This is a genomic window from Acinetobacter sp. SW-226 (assembly GCF_055632855.1).
Genome location: NZ_CM145752.1, coordinates 3,643,850 through 3,665,409 on the forward strand (window position 1 = coordinate 3,643,850; position 21,560 = coordinate 3,665,409).

Consider the following 21,560-nt stretch of genomic DNA (forward strand, 5'->3'; position numbering starts at 1 on the left):
CATTTCCTATGAATATTGAACAGCAATGCTGTCTAACAGTTCTAAATGCTCCAAGCGATGAACCAATGCCTGAAGCTCTTGTTGCAAAGGACGATCTTCCATTACATAGGTGAAGCTCTGAAGTACCCAGTGTTGAAATGCTGTTAAAACAGGGCTGAGTTCTGTATCTACCCCTTTGAGTTTGACCGCCTGAACCGCTGCACAGCTGAGTGCCGCAATCACTTGTTCAGTCAGGGTAATCACGCGGCTGGCATCACGCGCAGCAATAGTGCCCATACTGACTTTGTCTTGATTATGACATTCGGTTGAGCGTGAGAAAATCGACGCAGCGAGTGTTTGTTTTAATGCTTCTGCCGTCCATGCCGAAACCGCGATTTGTACCGCTTTAAAGCCATGATTCAGCGGCAAACGCTCAGGACTTGAGCCGGTTAAATTGCGTGGCAAACCATTGTTCATTTTATAGTCGACTAACTGCGCCAACTGACGATCCATCAAGTCTGCAATATTCGCGATCATAATCTTCAGGCTGTCCATGGCTTGGGCAATATGTCCGCCATAGAAATGTCCACCATGCAGTACCCGTAGGTTCACTGGGTCAATCAATGGGTTGTCGTTACTTGAATTCAGCTCATTTTCAATAAACTGACGTAGCCAGACTTTAGAATCTTCAAACACCCCAATCACATGCGGTGCACAGCGCAATGAATAACGGTCTTGCAGGCGCGAACTTTGGTGTTCAGTCTGCACTTCACTGTTTAACCAGTCACGTAACTGAGCTGCAATATGTTGCTGTCCCGGATGTGGTTTCTGCGCAAACAAGACTTCATCAAAATGGCTTGGATTCCCTTCTAAAGCCAAGACATTCAGGGCAGTAATCAAAGTACTGGCAAAAGAAATCTGTTCGGCTTTTTTATAATTCAGGCAGGCAATCGCGGTCATAACCGCTGTACCATTCATCAGGGCTAAGCCTTCTTTAGGACGCATCACCAAAGGCTGTACACCTTTTTCGGCATACACTTGTGCAATCGGTACGATCTGGTCTTGATAGTACACATCACGCTCACCGACCAAGGCCCCAGCGATATAAGACAAAGGCGTCAAGTCACCACTGGCACCCACCGAACCTTCCGAGGGAATCACCGGAATCACATCTTCATTCAGCATCCAGGCCAAACGCTGTAACAAGGCATGCGAAACACCCGAATAACCGCGTGCTAAAGAACATAAACGCACCACCACGACAGCACGTGCGGTAATTAAGTCTAAGTTTTGTCCCATGCCACAGCCATGAAAACGCGACAAATGTAGTGGCAACTCATGCACTTGATGGGCTGGAATTTCGACCAAGCACGAATCGCCATAGCCCGTGGTCACGCCATAAATGACGCCTTCGTCTTGCAACAGCTGATCGAGGAAATCTGCGCCACGTTGAATCAATGCTGTCCATTCAGCAGAGGCAGGCAATGCCACCTGTTTTTCTTTACGCGCTACAGCCACAACATCTTCAATACTGAGCGGAGTTTCCCCAACAATTAACACAAGACTTATCCTTTATTCCAAAAATTATAAAAATTAAACCATTGATAGGGTGCGCGTATGCAATGTTGTTCCAACAGTTCCACATACTGTCGTGTGGTCTGTTGCATGGCCTGTAAACGCTCTTTACGTGGCCAGTTTAACTGCTCCGCGACTTGATGGATATGCACTTCAAAATGTGTATCGACTCGATAGCAAAACACAGCCAGCACAGGAGCTTTCAGCAAACTGGCCAAAATCCATGCGCCTTGTGGCCACAGCGCCTGCTCACCTAAAAAAGCAACCGATTGTACCCGATCTGACTGCACGGGTACGCGGTCTGCTGCCACAATCACCCATTCACCCTGATCCAATTTATCCTGCAAAATCAGTGCTGTTTCGATCCCCAACTCATCCACAGAAACCAAATTGACATCGGCATGTTCATTCAGCTTTTTTAAAAATTGATTGAACTTGGTGGCATGCTTTTGATAGACCAACACATTAATTCTCTGCGGATGCTCTGCTTTGACGGCGCGCAACAATTCAATATTGCCAAAGTGCGACACCACAATCACCGCACCTTTTTGATAGTGCGAGCGAAAGTGCGCATGACCATGTAGCTTTAAGTTCTGTTCAGGAATATGCCCAAGCCAACCTTCAATTTTATCTAAAATACATTCGCCAAATTGCATCAAATGCGTATAGCTATGCCAAAGCTGCGGCTCAGCCTGAAACGGTGACTGTGCACCTGCAAAATGATGCAGTTTTTTTAAGTACAACAGAGAAGCCTGACGCGCGGTATTGGAAAAGAGCCAGTACCATAAAATCACAAAGTACAAGATGACCCGACACAGCCAGCGCCCACCTAAACGGTAGAAACCCAGCATCAGCATCAGCGGTAACATCCCGCCCCGCTCTTTCACGGCGCTCCATTTCTGCATATGCTTCTCTGACCGCCTTAACCTTTGACTTTCTGATAAATCAGTTTGGGGAACCGCAGCAGCATGCCACCTAACAAGCGACTATGCGCGCGCGCCATGCCCAAATTGTCACGCCAAACATCAAAATGTGAAATGCCACCTTCAGGGTAAACGACATGCGTGGGCAAATTGATAAACGGCACATTATCCCATTTCAAACGCACCAAAATTTCCGAGTCAAAGCCCATCCGCGGTTGAAACTTGGCTGTATTTAGAATGTTCACTGTCTGCGCCAAAGGATAAACACGAAAGCCACACATGCTGTCTTTAATGTCAAAAGACAGACTGTTAATCCACACCCAAATATGGGTTGCATAACGGCCATAGAGACGTTTTTTTGGAACAGTCGCATCAAAGATCGGCTGACCAATAACCATGGCATCGGGATGCTGGATAGAGGTGTCTAAAAAGCGTTGCACATCCTGCCAATCATGTTGTCCATCCGCATCCAGTTGCAAAGCATGGCTATAGCCACATTGAAAGGCATGCTTGAGACCCGTGATCACCGCCTGCCCCTTCCCTTGATTGTGGGTATGTTCAACCAAATCGACCCTTGGGTAGTCCTGCGCAAGCTGATGTAACACTGTTGTACAATCAGCATCACTGCCATCATTCACCATAATGATGGGTAACTCAAAAGCGCTTAAATGTGACAGTAACGCAGCCAAATAATGCGGATGGTTATACACAGGAATCACAAAGCAGTGTTTCATTTTTGTCTCTCGGCTTAAACGTCTACAGGGACAGCAAACAGCAAACGTCCTGATGCCAATATTTTGTCATGATTTTTCAGCTCAAAACTGATCTTATGTACTTTACGGCTGAGCACCAGTTCCAGCGTTTGATAGGGTTGGATCAGTCCTTGAAATTTTAACTGCTCAAAACCATTGCACCACAGTAAATCTGCCCAATTTTGTTTGGCAAAATGTTGAATAAATCCAATTTGCCCTACGCCCGGATAAATCGGGAAGTTCGGAAAATGCCCTTTAAAGCATTCCAGCTCAGGCACAAACTCCAAAGCATAAGTGATCTGCATATCCTGTGACTGCTGTGTCAATACCACAGGCAGAGTCATCGGCTGAAAGAGTGATTTTAAATACTGTTTGTTCAGCTTCGATTGTGCATTTTGTGGCATTTGCGTTAAAAACCGCCACTGCCGCGGAATCGCGATACTTTCCAATTTCAGTTGTAAGTGTTTTTTCAGTTGTGCGGTGAGTACGGCTTTGCCCTTTTCAATGAGCAGCACCCTTGCATCATCCGTTAACACTGCCACCACCGCCAACATCTGACGCTGTTCTTTTTCATGAATTAAAACATGGCACTGCTGTATTTCTGCCAACTCAGCGATTTTTGCTTCAATCGCATCGAGACTTAACCGCTTTTCTTCGAGTTTGACAATGCGATCCAAACGCCCCAACAACTGAAACGAACTTTTGGGATTATCTGCATCCATAACCTGCACTTTATCTCCCGTCAGAATCCAATCCTCGCTATAGGCATGGTTGGTTTTAACGGCTAAATCTTGCTGCTCGGCGCAGTTAATTTCGACATTGGCAAAGGGTGTCCATAGTGCATCATCCGCCTGACGGTGAGCAATCCCGCCTGTTTCAGAACTACCAAACACTTCGGTAATGGGACGGTTCAGCAAAGGACGCACACCTGCATCCAACTTTCCGCCAGAGGAATAGACCCGATGGCAGTCTTGCAACACCACATCTGTGGTCCAGCGCTTCAACAATGCAGGACTTGAAATCAGATAATTGGGCAGTTGCAGATGGGCAATTTTCTTTTGAAGATCAACCACATCTTCAGGGAAAGCCAGTTGTTTTTGGTAGAAACTACGTCCACTGGCTAAGGGCCACAACAGCTTAAACAACAAACCATAAATATGTTGATGACTCACCGTGGCAATCGCAACTGCCCGCTCAGGCAAATCAAAACTGGCTTCCAAACCACAGACTTCATTGAACAATTGTTGCAAGGTGCGCGGAATCTTTTTCGGCTGCCCTGTTGAACCCGAAGTATAGAAATACAGCTGTGCCTGATTGAGAAAGGCAGCATCAAATTGAAGCTCAAAGGTTGACGATGCTGTCGACGGCAAACGTTGTAAAAAATAAATCTGCTGTTCAGCCAATTCTTTTTCTAAGTCACTGACCCGATGCGGCGGCAACAGCACTTGCTTACCTGCTTGCAAGGCTGCAAACAACAATACCAAAAACTCATAACTGTCTTGTTCCCAAAGCGCCCATACTGGCTGTTCCAACTGCTGAATTTGCGTAGCCTGCACAGCTACATCCAACCAAAAAGTGTGAAAGGACACAAAACTTGAGTCCGCCTGAATACACAAGGGACGCGATGAATGGAGATGGTGTTGAAAATGACAAGACATAAAATTTGTTTTTAAAAACCGTATTTCTAATCGCTATAGTTCGAGGCCACTGTTTGAGCTGCCCTGACGGAAATGCTGTTATTTCTGTGCCTGATGCAGTCGTTGCTGGCGTTTACGCAACACAAACTCACCCAGTAACAGTCCACCCATCAAGACATAAGAGATCAAACCGTTATACAGCACCCAAATCTTCATCGGTGCAAAGAAAACAGTGATCAGGGCAATGACCGCATTGATGCAAAAAAAACCACACCAAACTTTGGTCACTTGACGGGTCCATTCTACCCCTTCTTCGGGCAAATTGGGTTCAGCCAAACGTGCAAAACGTTCAATCATTGAAGGCGGTCGAATCAAGGTGCTGGCAAAAATAAACAGCGCCCCGAGACTCATAAAGACAGGATAGAGTTTAAGCCACGCATGATCTTTTAAAATCAAACTCAGCCCGCCACATAAAATGGCAAAACCTGTCAATGGCCACAGCAGGGCATTGCCCTTACTCAAGAGACGTAAAATGCCCAGTGCAATCAATACAGCACTGACCCAGACATACTGTCCATGTGCCAAAGCATAAGCAACAAAAAAAGGATAGAGGATCAATCCGATCCCTGCTACCCCTTTTAAGATGTTGTTCATGCAACTGACATATTCTGAATGACGACCACCACATCTTCTACGGTGCGCACATTTTTAAAGTCTTCAGGGTTGACTTGTTTGCCGGTCAACTCTTTAATTTTTACGACCAAATCAATGGCATCAATACTGTCAACATCGAGGTCTGAAGCTAGGTTTGACTCTAATTGCACATCTTCAGGCGCAATTTCAAACAGCTCTTCCATCCATTCACGTAATTTTTCTAACACGGTTTCTTGTGCAAGCATAGCAACCTCTTATGCTGTTTTCTGTGCTTCAACCAAAGCCACTAAGCTTTGAATTGATTTAAAATGTTCTTTGGTTTCTGCAGACTCTGCATTCAAATGAATGCCATAACGTTTTTTCAATGCCAAGCCTAATTCAAGGGCATCAATCGAGTCCAAACCCAGACCATCGCCAAACAAAGGCGCGTCTGTATCAATGTCTTCAATACTGATGTCTTCAAGGGCAAGGACATCAATAATCATTTGCTTTAATTCATCAGCAAGATTAGTCATTTAGGGATAACTCTTGGTTAAAAAACCACTGTAATTGTTGATTTAATTGACGTACATTTTTTGGATTGACCGTTACGTCATCCAATACGTCTTCCACGCGGATCGCATCCAAGACTTTTACATGGATATGAAAAGGCTGTTCTGGAATGTGATACCATTTTTCGTTTTTGGTGAGTGTAGAGGGCGTACAGCTAATTAGCACAGGCCGAATCGGTACCCCTGCCCTTAGTGCAATATTGGCTGCACCACGCTGGAACTCGTTCAACTGCTCACCTTTGGCCGTCCGTGTTCCTTCAGGAAAGATGAGCAATGAGGCAGCATGGTCTTGTTGTAATTTATGTACACAGTCCTGAATAAACTGCTCGGAACCTGCATTTAAAATATAGCCTGCGCTTTGTACAGGACCTTTGGTAAATGGATTCGACCACAGCGCCTGTTTCACAACGCAATTCGCTTGTTCCATTAAACCAATTAAAACCACCACGTCAATCAGTGTCGGATGGTTGGCAATCACCAGCTCTTGCTGGCTGTGCTGTAGCTTATCTAAACCTTCAACCGTATAGGTCATAATGCCCAGTTTTACCATCATCTCGGTAAAACCTTTGAAACTGTGCTTAATGACCTTTTGGGTGCGCTGCTTGCGAACTTCTGGGTCTTGTGAACTCAGCTTGACCATTGGTGCAATCAAACTACCAATCGCCACACCGCCTAAGCCAAAACTGGCAAAGCTAAAGCCCGTTGCCCCAACACGCCATGCATAGTTGGCTTTTTGCTTGATTTCATCTAGTTTCAGCATTTTGTCCACACTTCAAATTCGGTTTCGTTGTTATTGTTCCAAAACGCATTAAACGCTAAAGCTTGTTGATAAGCAGGATCTTGAGCGATGTGATGCTCTGACTCTAAAATCAAATTTGCTGGCGCTAATGAAATCACAGCACCCATCGCAAAAGCAGCAAATGGCTGATGCTCGATATAAATTTCAGGTAGTGCATCATCATAATACACCAGCAAAACCTGACGGGCTTCGGGCTGTGTTTTTAACCACGCATAGGCTTCAATCAACCCGTCATTCCACGAGCCTGCCAAACTGGTCGCAGGTGTCGCATCCTGACATAAAATAGAATACAAGCCTGAAATTGCATTATGAACCGAGGTTGAAAACTGTGTCGGTGAAGGCGTTTGCTCTCTCAAGACATCTTCTAATATATTCAGCGTTTTGGCTTCATCGCCATATTGCGACACCCAAACAATATAATCGACATTGCAGGTATCTAAAGCTTGTATGGCACTATTCAAAGCCAGCTTTGCCAGACGCGATAAACGTCGACGTTGCATCGCAGGAATGTGTTCTATAGCTGATAATTCTTGATCAACCGAACTTAGATTTAAGCGGGATACGTGGAGTTGCATCATCATGATCAGTGTTTAAAAAATTGACAAATTATCAGGCGCGCAATTATAGCACCGAGCCAAATTTTTCACAAAAAATAACAAAACCACGTTGTTTTCAAAAATAAAAATGTGAAATACCATTCACTTATCAATAAAAAATTGCCGCTTTTTTTATCAATACCTCTAAATTGGCGGATTTTTAGTATCCCCACGTAACATGGACTACATTTAACCTACACGTTGTATCATTTTAAAAGATCGCACCATAAGCCTTTGATTATATCTATTGGCAAACCAAAGGCTTAACAAGAAAGGATCTTCATTAAGCTTGAGCAATGACAGGCTCAGTTTGTGGCAAACGGCGTTTGATCACGGCATAAGCTACACCAGTCACCACACTTCCAATCGCAATCGCCAATAAATATTTTAATGGATAATTCATCGCATTCGGAATGATCAGCACCATTACACCGCCGTGCGGAGTGACCAATTCACATTTAAACAATGCAACCAAAGCCCCCGTTACAGCACCACCTGCGATCGTACATGGAAGCACTCGAATCGGATCTTTGGCTGCAAACGGAATAGCTCCTTCCGAAATAAAACATAGGCCAAGGACCACAGCAGCCTTCCCTGCATCTTGCTCAGGTTTGGCAAATTTATGCTTTGCCAGAAAAGTTGCAATTGCCATACCCAATGGCGGTACCATACCCGCGGCCATGGTAATCGCCATCGGTCCGTATGTTTGTGACGTCAGTAAGCCTACTGTAAACGCATAAGCGGCTTTATTAATTGGCCCCCCAACATCAATACACATCATACTCCCAAGAATAATCCCCATGATCATGGCATTGGTCGTACCCATATTGGCAAGGAAGTGTGTAAGTAATTCAAACAATTGTGCAACAGGCTGTCCAACCACATAAATCATGATTAAACCAACAGCTAAACTGGCTAATAGTGGAATAATCAAAATTGGTTTTAAGGCTTCTAGGCTACTTGGGAGTTTTAATTGTTTCGATAAAAATAACGCAATATAACCTGCAATAAAACCTGCAACTAAGCCACCGAGAAAGCCTGCCTCTAATTGTGTTGCAAGCAAGCCTCCAATCAAACCAGGGGTTAAGCCCGGACGATCCGCAATAGAATAGGCAATGTAACCTGCCAGCATAGGCACCATGAGGGTAAATGCTGCAGCGCCTATTTGTTTTAAGGATGCTGCAAAGCTCCCTTCAACAGGATTGAGGCCAAACATAAACGAGATCGCAATGATCAAACCGCCCGCCACCACCATCGGTAGCATGAAAGACACCCCCGTTAAAAGGTGTTTATAAATTCCAGCTTTTTCTTTGTTTTCACTTTCTGTCTTGGTGGCTGTTTGCTTACCCGTTTCAAGCACTTTGGCCTCAGCAATTGCATTTGCAAAAGTCTTATCGGTTTGCTTAAGGGCAAATCCCGTACCGCAGCGATATACACGTTTGCCTACAAAGCGATCGGTATTGACCTCAATATCCGTTGCTAAGATCACCACATCTGCATTGGCAATACATTCTGCCGATAAAATATTTTTAGCCCCAACCGAACCTTGGGTTTCAACATCAATCTGATAACCATGCTTTACTGCACCTTGTTGCAAGGCTTCGGCCGCCATAAACGTATGTGCAACACCAGTTGGACATGCTGTAATTGCGACAAACCGTGTAACCTCAGCATTGTCTGCAATAGGTTCATCTACAGCATCTGAATACTCAAAGACTTGTTGCAAAAGTATGGTCGCATCATGTTGTGCGGCACCCAAACGAATGACTTTCACAACTTTGTCACGCAGTTGATCTGTATCTGTCGACTTCTGTCCCACAAAAACAACCGTATCAATAGCATTTGATAAATCGAGATGTTCGACTGACGTCGCTACATGATTGGAAATGCCAAGTGCTGTTGCTGCTTTGGACAATTTTTTGGCCAAAATCACTGCATTAATCGGCTGCTCGGGACTATGTGGCACAAATAGAATATGTTTTATCTCTTGCATCGTATTAACTCAATGATTGGACTGAGATTTGCGATTTCAAATCTTCAATAACAGCAAATTCTGGAAGGGCAAACCCTATTTGGGTCACGGCATTGCTCGCAATTGCGGTTGCTGTTTTCAATGTTTCTTCTGGGGAAGTTGAACTCAACAAGCCATGAATCATCCCTGCCACTAAGGAGTCTCCTGCACCCACCGTACTTTGGACGCTGACCTTCGGTGCAGTAGCATGCAGGGATTGTGTGCGGTGAAGCCAGTTCACCCCGTTTTCACCCATCGAGACCACAATGTGTTCTATCTGACTATTTAAACGGGCAAAAAGGTGCTGTTGTTCTGCAAAAGTTTCTGCTGGCAAATGGTAAGTTTCCGTCAACTCATCCGTATTGGGCTTAATCAACCAAGGATGGGCAGCAATTGCCGCTTTCAATGCAATACCACTGGTATCCACTGCGACTTTTTTACCCTCAGACTGTAACCATATAATCAGCGTTGAAAGCTCTTCTGCAGAAAAACCTTGTGGCAAACTACCTGCAATCACAATCGCATCCACTGCAAAAATCAGTTGTGATAGGCGTTCACGTAGCTGTTGTTTTGCGGCGGTATCCACAAAAAAGCCCTTGCCATTGATGTCTGTCATCTGACCAGAGGCTTCTGCAACTTTAATGTTTTGTCGTGTTTCACCTGCAACATAAATAAATTGGTTATCAAATTGCTCTTGCTGGATATGATGGTCAAAAATTTGACGGTTTTCTTGCCCCAAAAAGCCACTCACAATCAGTTCATGTCCCAAATCCTTAAGGACCTGTGCCACGTTTAAGCCTTTACCTGCTGCATGGCTTTGGGCCGTTAACTGACGATTGACCTCGCCAATTTTTAGTTGATCCAATTGCACGGTGAGGTCAATTGCAGGATTCAGGGTAATGCTTAATATCTTAGCCATTCGGTAATTACTCCACCAATGCACGTACGGCGGTTGCACTGTCACAACTTAAGGCTTGCTGTGCGACCTGTTGGCAATTTATATAGTTCAAACCACGAATTTGCGCCTTCACCAATGGAATACTGGTACTCGACATACTCAACTCATCCACGCCCAAGCCCATCAATACAGGCACAGCTTTTGGGTCAGCAGCCAATTCACCACAAATGCCCACCCATTTACCATGCCGATGTGCTGCCCGAACAGTATGATCAATCAATAACAAAATACTCGGATGTAAGCCATCAGCTTCAGCAGACAACAGCGGATGACCACGGTCAATCGCCAGAGTATATTGAGTCAAGTCATTGGTTCCAATACTAAAAAAATCAACTTCTTGAGCAAGAATCGGAGCCAACAATGCTGCCGCAGGAACCTCTATCATAATACCGACTTGTAAGTTTTCACATGGATGCTGTATGCGAACCTCATCCAAAATCGCTTTTGCTGCTCGCCATTCTTCAACCCGCCCAATCATAGGAAACATAATCCTTAATGGGCGATTATCCGCCGCTTTAAGTAAAGCAACCAATTGCTGACGTAACAATTCTGGCTTACGTAAAGTCAGACGAATACCACGTAAGCCCAAGAATGGATTTTCTTCTTTTTCAATAGGCAAATACGGCAAAGGTTTGTCCCCGCCAACATCAAGTGTACGTACCACCAATGGACGACCCGCCAAAGCATCTAACACCACCCGATAATCGGCTTCCTGTGTAGCCTCATCAGGCGCACTGCTGTGTGACATAAAGACCAATTCTGTGCGTAGCAAACCAATTGCTTCTGCCCCATCTGCCACAGCCTGTATCGTAGCGCCCACTTTGCCAATATTGGCTGCGATTTCAACTTGATGTTGATCCAGTGTAATGGCAGGTTCTAAACAGTGCTGTTCCGCTTGTTCTCGTAACTCACGCTGGCGTTGGCGCTCTGCAATGGCATGATCAATCTGGCTTGGCTCTGGTGAGACCACATACTCACCTGTATCCCCATTAATCAGCACGGTGGCATGGTTCTCAATACTTAAAACAGTTGCACCCGCACCTACGACCGCTGGAATAGCCAAAGCACGTGCCACAATAGCACTATGGGCACTCGCCCCACCAACCGCAGTCAAAATACCTGCAACCCGGTCTTTATTCAGACGAGCAACATCACTTGGACCAACATCATGCATAATTAAGATATAAGGTTGCTCGGGTTCTGTGACCTCAGCAACACCGCACAAAGCAGCCAAAACACGCTCACCAATATCTCTCAAATCAGCCGCACGCTCTGCCAGTAAATGATCACTAAGTGCAGCCTGCGCAGTCGCAGCCACTTCAATATGCTCATGCCAAGCCGCCGCAGCAGACAACCCTTGTTTTAAACCGCGTTGCACACTTTGGATGAGGTCTGGGTCATCCAGCATTTCCAAATGTGCCATGAAAATCTGTTTAATGGCGGTAGATTCAGTATGTGCAATGAATTGACGTAAGCTGTTTTTCACCTGATGAAGCGCAATTTCAAGCTTTTCATTCTCAGCTTTAAAGCTCTGTCCGAGACGTTCATAGCTAAATTCACGTGGCTTCACCACATGTGCAGGACCAAAAGCAAGGCCAGTTGATGCTGCAATACCGCAGCTCCCCGTATCGCCATGTGATTCAAAACGCAGTAATTCCAAAGTATTTCCGACTGGGTCACTACTGCTATGCTGATGAGATACAAGGTCAATAGCTTCAACCTCTTCTCCTAAGCCCTGTTGAACTGCATCAATAATCTGTTCTAAGCCTGCTACAGCATCGGTATCAGGTTGTGCAATAAAAGTCAGAGTTTGACCACGACGGCATCCCATGGCTAATAATTTGGTTAAACTTTTTGCCGAAACGTAAGCCCCCTCATCTACAGCAACGAGAATATCCCCTGCAAATTTCTTGGTCATATTGACCAAGTGTGTCGCGGGACGCGCATGTAGTCCATGAGCGTTGGCTAAGACAATACGACGAGATGGCCAATTAGGAATCAGTTCAGCACCAATTAACTGCGCCAACTGGTGACTATCTTGCTCTTGGTTGAGGGTATGAACTTGTTCAGTATCAAACAAAATATCCATTAATTGTTGAAACCGTGGCATATCCAGTTGCTCATTACTGGCAATACACACCAAAGTCTTGAGCATTTCCTGCTGATGACTTAAAACCTGTTCCGCTTTTACCAAACTTACAGCTGGGCTCAAAACATGCTGGTTCGAAGTGATCGACCAGACCCCCTCCCCTAAATGAATCATGCTTTTTAGGTTTAAACCCGACAGAAAACCACACTCCACCATTTTTTGCTGTTTCAGCAGCTGTGTTGCCTGCCAAATCAAATCCTCTACATCTAGTGCGGGAACTTGAGTGGCGATTAAATTTTCATGCAATGCCAAAGATGCTGGTTGGGCTTGTAATAATGCAATAATTTGCTCTGCAGATTGAGCCTGTTTCACTTGGTCAGCGACCTCGTTAATTAAAGCCCGTGTCAAAACTTGTAAGACTTGCAAATGCTCATCTGATTTCGCAGCAATCACCACCGCTAAATAAATTTTATTTTCACCGTCCCAAACAATTCCTTCAGGAAAGTGCGCCAGACGAATACCTGTTTTTAAAATAGATTGGCGCGACTGAGGCGTCCCATGCGGAATGGCAATTCCTTGCCCTAAATACGTTGCACTTTGTTGTTCGCGCGCGGTCAAGCCATGAATATAATCAGGGGTAACCAATTGGTCTTCGACTAAGATATCGACTAGACATTGCAACGCTTGTGCCTTATCAGTGGCGTGTTGTTTCATTCGAACATGTTGTATATCTAGCGCGAGCATAAAACGTCCTTGCAAAGCAGCATAGTGAGAAGCCATGCCTTTTTTACTGGAGAAAAAATAAAAGTCGAATTCTACTCAGGATTTACCCGAAAATCTGTATATTTTAGTCAATCATTTAAATGATTGTTATCGTGAATAAAGGTTTAATATTTTATGAAGAAAAATTTTCATAAATTATAAATAGTTAAGAATAGTTAAAAAAAGAGAAGGAAATATGTTCCTCCTCTTTTTATTTTTCAACTAGATATAGTATTGCGCTCTTTTTTTGGCAAATTTATCGAGCTGCTTTAAAAAGCCTTCAAAATAGTCTTTTTCTTTTTCTTCAGTACGATATCCAGCGTAGAGAGTACGACGCAAACCTTCAGGTGCTACACAGTCCAAACGACGTGAAGTCACCCAGCCTTTTTGTTCATATTCATTCACTACCCAGTCTGGCAACGCACCAATACCACGACCACTTGCCACCAACTGGATCAGCATTTGAGTCAGATCGGTGGTACGGATTTGTTTTGGCAGAATATTGGCTGGAATAAACAGACGCGACATAATATCCAAACGATGTTTATCAACTGGATAGGTAATAAGAGTCTCTTCGGCAAGCTCTTGTACAGTAATCTCTTTAGCGCGAACCAAAGGATGGGTATTGGATAAGACCAAACGTGACTCGTACTCAAAAATTGGGAAATATTCTACCCCTTTTAATGCAATCGGGTCGGCTGTAATCAATAGGTCAAATTCGCCCGTCTGTAGTAATTCATGCGGGTTCGCCTCAAAGCCTGAAGCAAAGTCCAAATCAACATCAGGATATTGCTGACGATATTGATTTAACAACGGCATTAACCAATCAAAACAACTATGACACTCAGAAGAAAAGGTAATGCGTCCTGTTTGCCCATGTACGATACGGGTAATGTCACTTTGTGCAATTTGTACCTGTGGTAACACCTCATCCGCTAGCTTTAATAGACGCTGTCCAACATTCGAAAAACTAACAGGGCGACTGCGACGATTCACCACCTCCACACCAAACCATTGATCAAGCTCACGCAACTGGTGCGATAGTGCTGAAGGGGTTAAACACAAATCCCCTGCAGCAGCGACCAATGAGCCATGCTCTCTTAAGGCGGTCAAAGTTTTTAAATGGCGGAGTTCTAACATCTGGCGCAACTCAAGGTTTAATTTTAATAGATACGGTATAGCTTAACTGATAATTACGCCTAATACTTAATATTTTTCACCTTTAAATTAAACTTATTAATTTATTTCATTATTTAATTTTAAATCATGCTGTCTATAACAAAAATTTTACCGCCCTACACGGTATGTAAATATATTCAGCACACGATCAACAACCCAGAGATGCAAGCCACAATTTACTGCTGAAGCCTGTTTTAGACATGAAAGCAACTCTCAAACAAGTAAAGAAAATGATTGGCACGATCAACTACAAGTTAAAAACCACAGCTAAACACTTCTTATGGGTTAAGCTCAACCCTCCCTATTGTATACCTGAGTAATATTCATCTCATTTATATAAAGCTGATGTTTTCGAACACCTCCAATCAACTAAAGCACACTACATTATTTGCCTCAGCCTTGGTTTTTGATGTTCCACGTGAAGCATCATGTAAGCAGGGAGCAAAAGTCGTTTGTATCTCAAACTAACGAGATACAAAACAAGGCATGCAAAAACAAAAAAGCTTCCTATTTTGGAAGCTCTTTTCAATCTTAACTTAACTATCAATCGTGAGTTTTAAAATCTCAGCTTTGGTATAACCACGTTCTTTTAAAAGATGTTGAATGGCTTTTTTCTCATCTTGATCTTCAAGAAATTTACAGCGTTGGATCAAACGCATATCAGTTTCAAATTGGAAATTATGACGACACTCCAATTCCTTATTAGAAGGCGTAGTAAAAAAATGCAGCACTGTTAGATACTCTCTTTCTTGCTGTTGAAGTGGCCCGCCTTCAACGAATACCTATCTAACACAACTGTTAAACACCCTTTGTGTAAATGATGACGAATCTCGATCCATTATGCAAGTTTAGGCCTCTCAAATGTTCTCTCTATATCCATTACAAGGCTAAGTGCATATCTTAATCATCGACTCAACTCGCTTTTGATCATGAAAATTCATCAGCTCATCCTGAGAATTCTTCACCCAATCTGGATTGATCTGTCTCTTAGACGTTTTAAACTGTCTGGTTTAAATATATAACCATTCAATATGTCGAAGCTCGAACGTCAGAAACTTACCCTCCCCACAGGTCATGACAAACTGCTCCTGCATTCCTGCTGTGCACCTTGTTCAGGTGAAGTCATGGAAACCCTGATTGAGTCAGGTATCAATTTTTCCATCTTTTTTTACAATCCCAATATTCATCCCGTGAAAGAATATCTAATTCGTAAAGAAGAAAATATTCGCTTTGCAGAAAAACATCATATTCCATTTATTGACTGTGATTACGACACAGACAACTGGTTTGCACGTGCCAAAGGGATGGAAAATGAGCCAGAGAAAGGCATCCGTTGTACCATGTGTTTTGATATGCGGTTTGAACGAACGGCGTTATATGCGGCAGAACATGGCTTTAGCCTAATCAGTAGCTCTCTCGGCATTTCCCGTTGGAAGAATATGCAACAGATCAATGAATGCGGACACCGTTCTGCTTCACATTATGCAGGCATTCAGTACTGGGACTATAACTGGCGCAAACATGGCGGTGCGGTACGCATGCTAGACATCAGCAAACGTGAAGAATTTTATCAACAAGAATACTGTGGTTGCGTGTATTCACTGCGGGATAGCAACCGCTGGCGCATGAGCCAAGGCCGTGAGCGCATCAAACTCGGAGAAAAGTTCTATTCAAATGCTATGGATCAGGACAGCTGATTTTAGTTCGCAGACTCCACATACCAATTTTTCCAAGAGCTGGTTCCACGTACCGCAATCGACACGGTCGGAATCAGCTTTTCTTTTAAAATCGCTGTTTGTCCAACCGCTTTGGCTAAGCGTGCTTTGACGGAATGAATGCATTCACGGTCACCAAATTCACAGCGGTCTAAGCTGGTTCCACCACAAGGACCATTAGCCAATCCTTTAGGGCAAGTTTCTGGGCAAATGTACAGGGTCTCGCCTAAACGGCATTGACCACAACTCTCACAGCCCACCACCGCATGCTTACTCAAATGTTCCGTTTTCAGTAATGCATTGTTGGCTTTCGTTCGATCCCAAACATTAAAATTAAAAATAAACCGCCCTACTCCTTTAGCCAGTTTAGATTCAAATAAAGCATCGTGCATCAGATGCAGATGTTGGTATTTAATGATCTGACTAGAGGTCGCAGGCCGTGAATAATAAGTCAGCTTCGGATGAAACTCTGTACCTGTTTGCACCTGCCAAAGCGTATTCCAAAGTCGTTCACACTCAGCAAAACTCAAGTGCCGATATTCTTCAATATAGCGTTCCAACAACATTTGTTCTTCAGGCTGATGGCAAGCCGATAAATGCACTCCCGCAAAGCCCAAATGTCGACACATGAGAATCTGTAATGCGCAGCGCACATAAACGCGATCACTTAAACCCTGTTCTTTTTCCTGCTGCAACACCTTCAATATATGCGGGGTGATCACAATGCCGGCTACTTTATGATTCAGCATAAACTTAGCCCGCGCCAAGGTCAGTGGCATAACGCAGGCTAAAATTTTCTGCGCATACTGATGTTGCGCTAAAAATGCATGCGCATCCTGTAAAGCAGCCATGTCATAGCCCAATTGGGTAATCACATAATCCGCCCCTGCTTTCATCTTTTTATGCAGTTTCAGATATTGTGCCTCTTTTTCCGCTTCCGCATATTTAAACGGATTAAACGCCACACCAATATGAAAACCGCCTTGGCGTTTGGCTTCCATGACAGCATTCACAGACTCCAAATAACGTGTCCGTGGCTCTAAGTCATGGCTGTAGTGGTGCTGTTTTAATTTATCACCCGTTAAGAGCAACAGGTTCTTTTGACCCTGTATTTTTGCATCCTGCAAAAACTGCTCAAAGTCCCGTATATCGCGCGCTTTCCCCGAAAAGTGAATGACTTTTTCAATCGCTTGTGGATACTGCTTGGCGACCATTAAAGGCGCTTCATCGTCATCCGCATGTACCCGATCGGCCAGCGTCATAGCCGCAGGAAAACCTGCAAATTGAGTTTTGACAGGCGATTGGGCTTGCTGCACGCTTAAGTATTCAACCAATACGCAAAATTGTTGCTGTGCAAAATATTGAGCAAGTAAGGACATCACAGGAGAAATAATCCAGAGGATTAAAAAAAGAAGAATTATAGTACAAATCAAAAAGAGATGACGAATCGTCTGATTATTCACTACGGCACATTTAATATTTCGTTAACTCACCCTCTACCCGATGAGTGCCCCCTGATCGGATTACGCAATTGCCGTGTCCATCTCGAATTAAACCTGATGCTCAAATGCAAAAAAGAATGACTTGAGCGCTCAACGACACACCAGTACCAACACAACATTTGTCTAGCCCCCTTATTTACTACGCCGATTGACTTATTTTCGATAAGATTGTTCTTTTTTATGCTTTTCAATTGTTTAAAGACTAAGCACTTTTCGGCTTTTTAAAATAAAGGTCTCTTTTCAAGCTGAGATTGACTGTGTATAACAATGGACAACTCAGGGAAATGATTCGCGCATAGGCAAAAGCCTGAAAAAAGCTTAAACTATGTGCCAATGAAAACAAATGATACGTCGTCCATGACGACAACAATGAAGGTGAAGGTTGATGCCGCTCAATACTGTTGAAGAGCTAGTTGCAGATATCCGTGCAGGTAAGATGGTCATCCTGATGGATGACGAAGATCGTGAAAATGAAGGTGATTTAGTTATTGCAGCGACCCATGTTCGCGCAGAAGACATCAACTTTATGATCACCCATGCCCGTGGTTTGGTGTGCTTAACGCTCAGCCGTGATCGCTGTAAACAATTGAATCTTCCATTAATGGTCGATGCCAATGGCGCACAACATGGCACCAACTTCACGCTTTCAATTGAAGCGGCAGAAGGTATTTCTACAGGGATTTCACCTGCGGAACGTGCGCATACCATTCAAACGGCTGTAGCGGCACATGCCAAACCATCAGACATCGTTCAACCGGGTCATATTTTCCCATTGATGGCGCAGCCTGGCGGTGTACTGCACCGTGCTGGGCATACCGAAGCAGGTTGTGATTTATCTCGCCTAGCGGGTTTAGAGCCTGCATCCGTCATCTGTGAAATCATCAATGAAGATGGCACAATGGCGCGTCGTGCCGATCTTGAAATTTTTGCTGAAAAGCATGGTTTAAAAATTGGCACCATCGCGGATCTGATTCACTACCGTATGACCAATGAACAAACGGTTGAACGGATTGATCAGCAAAGCATTGATACCGAATATGGGACTTTTGACTTATATCGTTACCGCGAATTAGGCAATCCAGATATTCACTTGGCTTTGGTGAAAGGTGAACCGAAAGAAGGGGTAACCACCGTTCGTGTTCATGGTTTCAACCCTGTTCGTGACTTGCTTAAGTTCAATAAAAAGGACGGCGAGCCAGCATGGAATCTCGACAAAGCGCTGCAAGAAATCGCAAGTAGCGATCGGGGTGTTTTGGTTTGGATTGGTCAACGTCACTTACAAGACCTAGGCCCAGCCTTAGACAGCCTTACCGCACCAAAACCAACCAAATCCAATGCTGCTTTATCTCAGCAGTACCAAACCATTGGGGTTGGCGCACAAATTTTACGTGATTTAGGCGTAGAAAAGATGAAGCTTTTGAGCTCACCTTTACGCTTTAATGCACTTTCTGGGTTTAATTTAGAAGTGGTGGAATATATCACCGCACATCAAACAACTTAAAAAATCATCGAGGTTGCTATGGCAATTCGCCGTATTGAAGGTATGTTACATCTCGCTAGCGAAGGCCGTTATGCGATTTTAGTGGGTCGTTTTAATAGTTTTGTTGTCGAACATCTATTAGAAGGTGCAATTGATACATTGAAACGTCATGGTGTATCAGAGGATAATATCACTGTTGTTCATGCACCAGGCGCGTGGGAACTTCCTGTCGTAGCTAAGAAATTAGTGGCGTCTGAACGCTTTGATGCCATCATTGCACTGGGTGCTGTGATTCGTGGTAGCACACCTCACTTCGACTTTGTTGCAGGTGAATGTGCCAAAGGTTTAGGCGTGGTTGGCCTAGAATCTGGTCTTCCAGTGATTAATGGTGTATTGACTACGGATAGTATCGAACAAGCGATTGAACGCTCGGGTACAAAAGCAGGTAATAAAGGCGGCGAAGCTGCTCTTACTGCAATTGAAATGGTTAACTTGTTAAAGGCTATTTAACGCTATGTCGCAAACATTGCAAGCAACTTATGCAGCAAAACGTAAAGCACGTCGCTTTGCTGTACAAGGAATTTACGAATGGCAAATGAGCCACAATCCAGTCCATGAGATTGAAGCACGTACGCGTGTGGAAAATGCCATGCACAAAGTGGATCTGAGCTATTATCATGAATTGTTAACCCAAGTGGTTGCCAATCATGAAGCATTGGATGCGCTCTTAATCCCTGTGCTTGATCGCGACGTTTCTGCGCTTGACGGCGTTGAACTTGCGACCCTTCGTTTAGGCGCATATGAACTCAAGGAACATCTTGAAATTCCATATCGTGTGGTTTTAGACGAAGCAATCGAGCTTGCTAAACACTTTGGCGGTGCAGACAGCCATAAATACATCAATGGTGTATTAGATCGTTTAGCAACAACTTTACGTGCAGCAGAAAAGCAACAAGCGAACTCACAGTAGTAGATTTGTTGTATGGCTGAGTTTTCGATCATTGATAGCTATTTTAATCGTAAGAGTCCTTATTCTGTCGATTTAGGCGTCGGTGACGACTCGGCCTTGCTCACCCCCCTCCACAGCAACAATTGGTCATCTGTGCCGATACTCTCGTTGCTGGACGTCACTTCCCGCTTGATACCCGTCCTCATGCGATTGGCTGGAAATCTGTCGCGGTCAATTTATCTGATATCGCCGCAATGGGCGCGAAACCTCAGAGTATTTTACTGGCCTTGAGCTTACCCCAAATTGATCATGACTGGCTTAAAGGCTTTAGTCAGGGTTTATATGATTGTTGCGATCAATTTGGCGTGAGTTTAATTGGTGGAGACACCACCCAAAGCCCACATCTCACCATTTCAGTGACTGCTCTGGGCTGGGTCGATATCGGCCAAGCCGTCACCCGCTCCGCCGCTCAAGTGGGTGATTTAATTTGTGTTAGTGGTACGGTTGGTGATGCCGCCTTCGCACTGCAACACTTGGGCCACCCTCTACAACAACGTTTGGACTACCCCACCCCACGCTGTGAACTGGGCCAAGTACTCAAAGGCTTGGCACATAGTATGATTGACGTGTCCGATGGCTTAGCACAAGACTTAGGTCATATCTTAAAGGCCTCAAATGTCGGTGCGACCCTACAACTTGATCAATTGCCCATCAACATCGCTCTACAAGATTTAACACGAGAACAACAATGGCAATATGCTTTGGCGGGTGGCGATGACTATGAATTATGCTTTACAATAAGTCCGCAGAATTATGAAAAACTTTTGCAACAACAAAACCATACTAAGATCAACGTGATTGGAAAAGTTGACGCTCAAAGCGGTCTACGTTTTCAACAAAATGGCTTAGACCATTCATTGCAATTTACTGGATATCAACACTTTGCATAAGCCTCCTATCCTCTTTCGTCAGATGTCTGGGTACGACCGTTTCATCGTGTTTTGCGGTGTAGGTTTTGGCTCAGGACTAGCACCCAAAGCACCAGGAACATTTGGTTCAGCCTTTGCACTGCTGTTCGTCCCAATCTGGCTTGCAATTGGCTTATCCAACACCATTATTGCCATCATCTTCATGTCTCTGATCGGCATTTATATTTGCGACCATACCGCCAAAGTCATGGGGGTACATGATGATGGACGTATCGTATGGGATGAATTTGCAGGCCAATCCATCACTTTCTTGCCTGTACTGTATTTAGGGCAAATGAATTGGCTCTGGCTGTTGCTTGGTTTTGCCTTATTCCGCTTATTTGACGTATGGAAACCATGGCCAATTCGTGTCATTGACCAAAAAGTCGATGGTGGTTTCGGCATCATGCTTGATGACATTATTGCTGGTCTTTGGGCAGCACTTTGTATTGGGCTTTATTTTTATTTCACCGTGGCCTAG

At 44.2% G+C, this 21,560-nt stretch carries 20 protein-coding genes and 1 pseudogene; 6 read left to right on the plus strand and 15 right to left on the minus strand.

Going from position 1 to position 21,560, the window contains the following annotated elements:
* Positions 1–6: 6 nt before the first annotated feature.
* From ACZ8ZH_RS17270 to ACZ8ZH_RS17335, 14 genes are all read right to left on the minus strand, one after another.
* Positions 7–1,539 (minus strand): HAL/PAL/TAL family ammonia-lyase, encoded by a 1,533-nt coding sequence (locus ACZ8ZH_RS17270; RefSeq protein ID WP_119064454.1) that lies wholly within the window; start codon positions 1,537–1,539, stop codon positions 7–9.
* Positions 1,540–1,544: 5 nt separating this feature from the next.
* The gene (locus tag ACZ8ZH_RS17275) at positions 1,545–2,459 is read right to left on the minus strand and encodes an LpxL/LpxP family acyltransferase (RefSeq protein ID WP_119064456.1); all 915 of its coding nucleotides are present in this window, start codon (positions 2,457–2,459) and stop codon (positions 1,545–1,547) included.
* A gap of 17 nt (positions 2,460–2,476) precedes the next feature.
* Positions 2,477–3,211: a glycosyltransferase family 2 protein gene (locus ACZ8ZH_RS17280; RefSeq protein WP_119064458.1), complete on the minus strand. Its 735-nt coding sequence runs from the start codon at positions 3,209–3,211 to the stop codon at positions 2,477–2,479.
* A gap of 14 nt (positions 3,212–3,225) precedes the next feature.
* The gene (locus ACZ8ZH_RS17285) at positions 3,226–4,887 is read right to left on the minus strand and encodes an ApeI family dehydratase (protein WP_119064460.1); all 1,662 of its coding nucleotides are present in this window, start codon (positions 4,885–4,887) and stop codon (positions 3,226–3,228) included.
* 78 nt (positions 4,888–4,965) lie between these two features.
* The gene (locus ACZ8ZH_RS17290) at positions 4,966–5,520 is read right to left on the minus strand and encodes a COG4648 family protein (RefSeq protein ID WP_086210682.1); all 555 of its coding nucleotides are present in this window, start codon (positions 5,518–5,520) and stop codon (positions 4,966–4,968) included.
* On the minus strand, positions 5,517–5,765 hold the full coding sequence (locus ACZ8ZH_RS17295; RefSeq protein WP_058868645.1) for an acyl carrier protein: 249 nt from the start codon (positions 5,763–5,765) through the stop codon (positions 5,517–5,519). Before ACZ8ZH_RS17295 ends, ACZ8ZH_RS17290 begins: the two co-directional genes overlap by 4 nt.
* Positions 5,766–5,774: 9 nt before the next feature.
* Complete coding sequence (locus ACZ8ZH_RS17300) at positions 5,775–6,035, minus strand: phosphopantetheine-binding protein (RefSeq protein ID WP_005090854.1); 261 nt, start codon at positions 6,033–6,035, stop codon at positions 5,775–5,777.
* A complete protein-coding gene (locus ACZ8ZH_RS17305) occupies positions 6,028–6,831 on the minus strand; it encodes a lysophospholipid acyltransferase family protein (RefSeq protein ID WP_086210684.1) in 804 nt (267 codons plus the stop codon). The genes ACZ8ZH_RS17300 and ACZ8ZH_RS17305 overlap by 8 nt, the downstream gene beginning before the upstream one ends.
* Positions 6,825–7,448, minus strand: a complete 624-nt coding sequence (locus tag ACZ8ZH_RS17310; protein WP_119064462.1) for a beta-ketoacyl synthase chain length factor — start codon at positions 7,446–7,448, stop codon at positions 6,825–6,827. The genes ACZ8ZH_RS17305 and ACZ8ZH_RS17310 overlap by 7 nt, the downstream gene beginning before the upstream one ends.
* 301 nt (positions 7,449–7,749) lie before the next feature.
* Positions 7,750–9,459 carry a fructose-specific PTS transporter subunit EIIC gene (locus tag ACZ8ZH_RS17315; RefSeq protein ID WP_110974460.1) on the minus strand — a complete coding sequence of 570 codons (1,710 nt, stop codon included), beginning with the start codon at positions 9,457–9,459 and terminating at the stop codon, positions 7,750–7,752.
* 4 nt (positions 9,460–9,463) lie between these two features.
* On the minus strand, positions 9,464–10,396 hold the full coding sequence (gene pfkB / locus ACZ8ZH_RS17320) for a 1-phosphofructokinase (RefSeq protein WP_119064464.1): 933 nt from the start codon (positions 10,394–10,396) through the stop codon (positions 9,464–9,466).
* Between the two features lie 7 nt (positions 10,397–10,403).
* Positions 10,404–13,268, minus strand: coding sequence for a phosphoenolpyruvate--protein phosphotransferase (gene ptsP, locus ACZ8ZH_RS17325; RefSeq protein ID WP_119064543.1), 2,865 nt, complete (start codon positions 13,266–13,268; stop codon positions 10,404–10,406).
* Between the two features lie 240 nt (positions 13,269–13,508).
* Positions 13,509–14,426: a LysR family transcriptional regulator gene (locus ACZ8ZH_RS17330; RefSeq protein ID WP_058952405.1), complete on the minus strand. Its 918-nt coding sequence runs from the start codon at positions 14,424–14,426 to the stop codon at positions 13,509–13,511.
* 575 nt (positions 14,427–15,001) lie between these two features.
* Positions 15,002–15,124: a hypothetical protein gene (locus ACZ8ZH_RS17335; RefSeq protein ID WP_265733404.1), complete on the minus strand. Its 123-nt coding sequence runs from the start codon at positions 15,122–15,124 to the stop codon at positions 15,002–15,004.
* Between the two features lie 372 nt (positions 15,125–15,496).
* On the opposite strand from ACZ8ZH_RS17335, the gene ACZ8ZH_RS17340 reads away from it, so the two are divergent.
* On the plus strand, positions 15,497–16,162 hold the full coding sequence (locus ACZ8ZH_RS17340; RefSeq protein ID WP_086210688.1) for an epoxyqueuosine reductase QueH: 666 nt from the start codon (positions 15,497–15,499) through the stop codon (positions 16,160–16,162).
* A 2-nt stretch (positions 16,163–16,164) separates the two neighbouring features.
* Here the strand turns inward: ACZ8ZH_RS17340 and ACZ8ZH_RS17345 are convergent, their stop codons facing one another.
* Positions 16,165–17,559 (minus strand): methylenetetrahydrofolate reductase C-terminal domain-containing protein, encoded by a 1,395-nt coding sequence (locus ACZ8ZH_RS17345; protein WP_119064466.1) that lies wholly within the window; start codon positions 17,557–17,559, stop codon positions 16,165–16,167.
* 508 nt (positions 17,560–18,067) lie between these two features.
* Here ACZ8ZH_RS17345 and ribBA point away from each other — a divergent pair.
* The 5 genes and pseudogenes from ribBA (at position 18,068) to ACZ8ZH_RS17370 (ending at position 21,560) form a co-directional block, all read left to right on the plus strand.
* Complete coding sequence (gene ribBA / locus ACZ8ZH_RS17350) at positions 18,068–19,183, plus strand: bifunctional 3,4-dihydroxy-2-butanone-4-phosphate synthase/GTP cyclohydrolase II (protein ID WP_058868641.1); 1,116 nt, start codon at positions 18,068–18,070, stop codon at positions 19,181–19,183.
* A gap of 18 nt (positions 19,184–19,201) precedes the next feature.
* The gene (gene ribH / locus ACZ8ZH_RS17355) at positions 19,202–19,672 is read left to right on the plus strand and encodes a 6,7-dimethyl-8-ribityllumazine synthase (RefSeq protein ID WP_004684294.1); all 471 of its coding nucleotides are present in this window, start codon (positions 19,202–19,204) and stop codon (positions 19,670–19,672) included.
* Between the two features lie 4 nt (positions 19,673–19,676).
* On the plus strand, positions 19,677–20,132 hold the full coding sequence (gene nusB / locus ACZ8ZH_RS17360; RefSeq protein ID WP_058952409.1) for a transcription antitermination factor NusB: 456 nt from the start codon (positions 19,677–19,679) through the stop codon (positions 20,130–20,132).
* 12 nt (positions 20,133–20,144) lie between these two features.
* Positions 20,145–21,061: pseudogene (gene thiL, locus ACZ8ZH_RS17365) on the plus strand (thiamine-phosphate kinase).
* Positions 21,039–21,560 (plus strand): phosphatidylglycerophosphatase A family protein, encoded by a 522-nt coding sequence (locus ACZ8ZH_RS17370; RefSeq protein ID WP_119064470.1) that lies wholly within the window; start codon positions 21,039–21,041, stop codon positions 21,558–21,560. The pseudogene thiL and the gene ACZ8ZH_RS17370 overlap by 23 nt, the downstream one beginning before the upstream one ends.